The following is a 5305-nucleotide window of genomic DNA, read 5'->3' as shown; positions in this document are numbered from 1 at the left end:
TTGTCTCTTCATGGGCAGCCCGTTTTTATTATATGAAAATTTTTAGGTTTTCATTATGAATGCTTATTCACTAGATTTTAAGAACTCAACTATATTCACCTCTTCTTTTAAACCAAGCTCTTTCCGCAGTCTATAGCGCGACATTCTAATTACTTTATAGCTTACGTTTCTCATAGATGCAACTTCCTTATTCGATAATCCGAGTCGAATTAATCCACATATATTCTTATCCAATCCTGTTAGTTCTGGATATAATTTTTTGCAATTAATCTAAAAATTTATAATTGACCTCTTCAACATTTTCTTGAAAGTTTTTCAATTGGTCATCTACGAAAAGGTTGTTACTGGATTGAGTTTCTAACTAAAACTTTGGAATCCCCCTCTTGAGAAACATTTATAATTTCATTGAGTTTAGTTTTAATTTCTCCCAATACTTTTTACTTTCTAGAAATATCAATTGCGAAATCAGTGAAGATACTCTTTTTTGTCATGAATTAAATTCGCTTTTACGATATAGAATGGCAAAATGTAAGAAGAAGCAATCATGAAAATTGAAAGAACATAACAAGACTACATTGGGGCTACATCGTTTAATTTGTTCTATTTTCCTAGCGCTTAACCACTTTCTGTTGCATACATTTGCACCAAACAAACAGCAATAAAACAATTGAACCGTCTCTTGAAATCATTTCTTTTTGGGTAAATGTAGTAATCAAAGCGACAAAATCATTCTTTTGATAAAATTTGAAATGATGTAAGGTCAAAATCAAACATTCATAAAAACATTAAACGTTTTTTATAAGTAGATGTGTTACAATATGTCTCGTCATGGACAGAATGATTTTCAAAACACATTTTTTTTTATAGTTAAACAAAAGGGCTGTCTCTCATAAGGGCAGCCTTTTTAATTTCAAAAAAGTGATTAATTCGCACTAACCTATAGATTTTAAAAACTCTACAATATTTACATCCTCACTTAATCCTAGTTTTTTACGTAATCGATAACGAGACATTTTAATGGCTTTATAACTTACATTTCTCATAGAAGCTATTTCTTTATTTGACAAGCCAAGTCGAATTAACCCACATATGGTTTTATCTAATTCTGTTAGGTCTGGATATTTTTTAGATAATAGGTCTAAAAATTTATGATTCACTTCTTCAACGTTGTCTTGAAATTTTTTTAATTGGTCATCTACAAGTAAATTGTTGTTCGCATAATGAATAAGTTTTCGAATGGATTTTTTAGCATTTTCATCATCCTTTATGTCTACAATTATTGCATTTAATTCTGATTTTACTTCTGTTAGAATCTCTTGTTTTCGTGAGATGTCGATTGCAAAATCTGTAAGGTCTTTATTTTTATAATTAAGTTCCAATCTCGCTTTTTGTTTTTCCAACCTTTCAAGTTCAAACTTATTTTCTGCGAGGTCTTTTTTCACTTTCATAAGTAGAACTCTCTTTCTGTAATATAATACCACCAAGACAACGAGAACTATAACTGAAAAGAGGCCAATCAAAATTCGATAAATAAAATCTTTATTTCTTTGTGATAGCACTTCATTTTCCTTCTGTTTTAATTTGATTTCTTGCTCTTTGTTAAACAATTGAGCGTTAAATATATTCTCCAACAAACACCTTCGTATATTGAGTCTTTGTTTCTCAATCTTCTCATTATTAATGATTTTTAGAGAATCATACTTTTCGTAGTAGTTCATAGCGATTGAATTTCGCTCCTGTGCAATATTAATCTTGAAAAACCAAAAATATAGCTGAGACATATTATAAGTTATATTTTCATTTTTCACCTTATTCTCAAGGTTGTTGTAACAATAATTTAAAATAACTTTTGCATTTTCAAATTCATTAAGATCATAATAATACTCTGCCATCAATATTGCTGAATTAATAGCTAAATTAAGTTCTCCATTCATTAAATTGTATTCTACTTCTTGTTGTAGATAATTTATACCTTCTTCTACCTTGTCATCAGTTTTTATCAAATTAGCACCTAAATTTCCTTTTAGCAGCTCAAGTTGGGTTCTGTACTTTTCAAAAAACTCAGCATTATTTTCAATGATCAAGATTCCTTTTCTATAAGATTCATTTGAAAGTTCAAATCTTTCAATATTTCTATAAAAGAATCCTAAATTATTATACGCTTGTATCTGGAAAAAAATATTTCCCCCATTTTTACTAACATCTAAAGCCTTAGTATAAAATTCTTCGGCCTTGTCAAAATTCTTTTGAAAATAATAGTTGGTTGCAATTAAGGTTAAATTTAAGGATGCAGCTTTAATATGTTCATTTTTACTCAAAAACTCTAGGCCACTAATGAGTAATTCATTTGCTTTTTCATACTCTTCAATTGAGGTATAAATTGATGCAAAGTCTCTTTTAATAATTATACAACTCACAGATTGATCATCACATAAAGAATCAATAGCATATTGATACCATTTAATCCGTTCAGCGAATTCGCCGTGGTCCTTAAAAAACTTACCTATTTCTAATATACCCGAAATTAGTTGTCCATCTCTATTGTTTTTAATCGCCTCCTCTGCGAATTCATTAAACGCTTTCTTTACCTCGTTTAACGAGCTATTTTCTATCTTATGTTTCAGTTTTGACCAAGATGGGTCATCCTGAGCAATCAAATTCGTCGATAAAAGAAAAAAAAGTAAAACAATATATAAAGCCGTTTTTTTCATAATTCATTGGCTAAAATAAGCCTTTTCTTTATCTAAAATACTTATCCGCTGAAAAATTCAATTACCTATTTAAAGAAAGAAGGTATCGAAAAGCGAAAATAATTGGTCAATTAAATCCAATCAAAACAACTTTAACATGATGAACTGAACATGCTCAAACCGTTGATACACCAAGGGCTACAACTAGGCTACAGCAATGAATATAGCGTCAAAAAACAAAGATTCAACCAATTTCACCCATTATATTTGCCTTGAAACAAAACACGAAAATATTATGAAGAAAAAATTACTTTTATTCATGCTTACATTTTTTTCAATTGGAGCAATGAATTCACAAGTCGGTTTAAATTTTGATGGAAACAATGACATCATATTAACCGACTACGCTGGTGTTACGGGAGCAGCATCAAGAACTATTGAAGTATGGTTCAAAAAAGATTTCGGTTCACAGCAAATGATCATTTCTGAAAATGGATTAGGGCCAACAAATCTTTCTCGCTTTACTTTTAAGCTACAAAACAACCATTTACGTGTAGAAATTGGAGGTGGACTTTCCTTAGAGGGAAGTACATATTTATCATCTTCAACTTGGTACCATGGTGCAGTTGTATATGATGCAAGCGCTACTACTAATCAGTATACACTTTATCTAGATGGAGTGATCGAAGCACAGGGTGATTTTGCAGGAATAAATACTTCAAATTTCACTAACACAGCAATTGGTTCTAGAACTAATGGTGTTGGGGCTTATAATGGTAGTTTAGACGAATTAAGATTTTGGTCTTCTGCACGAACTCAAACAGAAATTCAAAACAACATGAATGGTGAACTTTGTTCATTACCTGCAGATTTAGATGCATATTTCAAATTTAATGAAGGTGTTCCTTCTGGAGCTAACACTGCAATAACTAATGCTGTTGACGAAGTTTCTCCTTCAGCAGTAAACACACTTACAAATTTCGCCATGACTGGTGCTTTTTCAAACTATGTGGTTGGAGAAGTAAACGTAAGCGTAAATGTTTATGAAACTAATGTGACTTCTTGCGGAGCGTACACATGGTCTGAAAACGGTATGACTTACACAACTTCTGGTACTTATGACGAAACTTTTACTGCTTCGAATGGTTGTGATTCAACTTTGAGATTAATTCTGGACATTCCTGTAATCGATCTTAATGTTACCTCACTAGCTACTTCAGGTGGTTTAAGCGCAGATCAAACTGGTGCAACTTACCAATGGTTAGATTGTAATAACGGGAATTCAATTATTATTGGAGAAACCGCTTCATCATTTATTGCAACTGTTGACGGTTCCTATGCGGTGGAAATAACTTTAAATGGATGTGTTGACACAAGTGCATGTACTCCGGTTATTGCATCAACATATCTAAATCCTGGATTAAACTTTGACGGTGTTGACGATTACATCTCAACTTCTACAAGTGGTGTTTCTGGAAACGGAGCAAGGACAGTTGAAGCATGGATTAAAGTTCCTACTGCGAATACAACCTCCCAAAACACACTTATTGATTGGGGTACTTTTGCTATCGGACAACGTTCGACCTTTAATATTCTTAACCAAAAACTACGTTTTGAAGTAGGTGGAGCTGGTGTAAATGGAACTACTCTATTAAATGACGATACATGGCATCATGTGGCATTTACTTATGATCCAAATGACAACGATACAATACGTTTTTATGTTGATGGTGTTGAAGATGGAAAAGGTAGAATTACAACAGTAAACTCAGGTTCTTCAATCAACATTATTATTGGAGACAGAACAGATTACAACAGTAAATTCTTTGGTGAAATGGATGATGTAAGAGTTTTTGATTTTGTTAGAACAGAAACTGAAATCAGTGCAGAGATGAATCAAGAATTGTGCTCTCAAACTACAGGATTAATTGCTTACTTTAATTTTAATGAAGGAACACCTTTTGTTGACAATTCTGCAATCACAACTGTTGCTGATTTATCTTCAAACCTTGGTACTGGAACAGTAGAAAATTTTGACCTAACAATTTCAACTTCAAACTTTGTAATTGGTGCTCCAATTTTAGCTGGATTAACAAGTACTGTAGAACAAGTTAGTGCTNTCTTAATCTTGGATTTAACTATAGTTCAACCAGAAATAACTACAATTACTGAAATCTCATGTAACTCATTCACTTGGACAGAAAACGGTATGACTTATACAACTTCTGGTCAGTATTCTGAAACATTTACTAATCAAGCGGGTTGTGATTCTATCATCACTTTAGATTTAACAATTTCTGCACCTACAACAACTGCTACTACTGAAACTGCTTGTGACCAATTTGTTTGGAATGCAAATGGAATGACATTGACTACATCTGGTCAGTATACAGAAACTTTAGTAAGTCAAGCAGGTTGTGATTCAATTGTTACTTTAAATTTAACTATAAATGTATCTGACGCAAGTACAGTAACAGAAACAGCTTGTGAACAATTTATCTGGTCTGAAAACGGAACAACTTATACAACTTCTGGTATGTATGTTGAAACATATATAAACCAAGCAGGTTGTGATTCAACGATCACTTTGGATTTAACAATTAACCAAGCTGACA

3 protein-coding genes are annotated in these 5305 nt (G+C 32.1%); 1 reads left to right on the top strand and 2 read right to left on the bottom strand.

Annotated elements, in window-relative coordinates; translation table 11 throughout:
* Positions 1-63: 63 nt before the first annotated feature.
* Both C6368_RS17345 and C6368_RS16810 read right to left on the bottom strand, forming a co-directional pair.
* The gene (locus C6368_RS17345) at positions 64-234 is read right to left on the bottom strand and encodes a helix-turn-helix transcriptional regulator (protein WP_159038658.1); all 171 of its coding nucleotides are present in this window, start codon (positions 232-234) and stop codon (positions 64-66) included.
* A gap of 698 nt (positions 235-932) precedes the next feature.
* On the bottom strand, positions 933-2711 hold the full coding sequence (locus tag C6368_RS16810; protein WP_107040383.1) for a tetratricopeptide repeat protein: 1779 nt from the start codon (positions 2709-2711) through the stop codon (positions 933-935).
* A gap of 196 nt (positions 2712-2907) precedes the next feature.
* On the opposite strand from C6368_RS16810, the gene C6368_RS16805 reads away from it, so the two are divergent.
* Positions 2908-5305: LamG domain-containing protein (locus tag C6368_RS16805; protein WP_449374864.1), on the top strand; the 2398-nt coding region annotated here is incomplete at its 3' end.

The organism is Brumimicrobium mesophilum (assembly GCF_003025005.1).
GTDB lineage: Bacteria > Bacteroidota > Bacteroidia > Flavobacteriales_D > Crocinitomicaceae > Brumimicrobium > Brumimicrobium mesophilum.
Note: the sequence above shows the minus strand (reverse complement) of the source record. Positions and strands in the feature narration are given on the sequence as shown.

Excerpts from the sequence above, each read along its gene's own strand:
- C6368_RS16810 (WP_107040383.1), bottom strand. The coding sequence starts at position 2,711 with ATGAAAAAAACGGCTTTATATATTGTTTTACTTTTTTTTCTTTTATCG.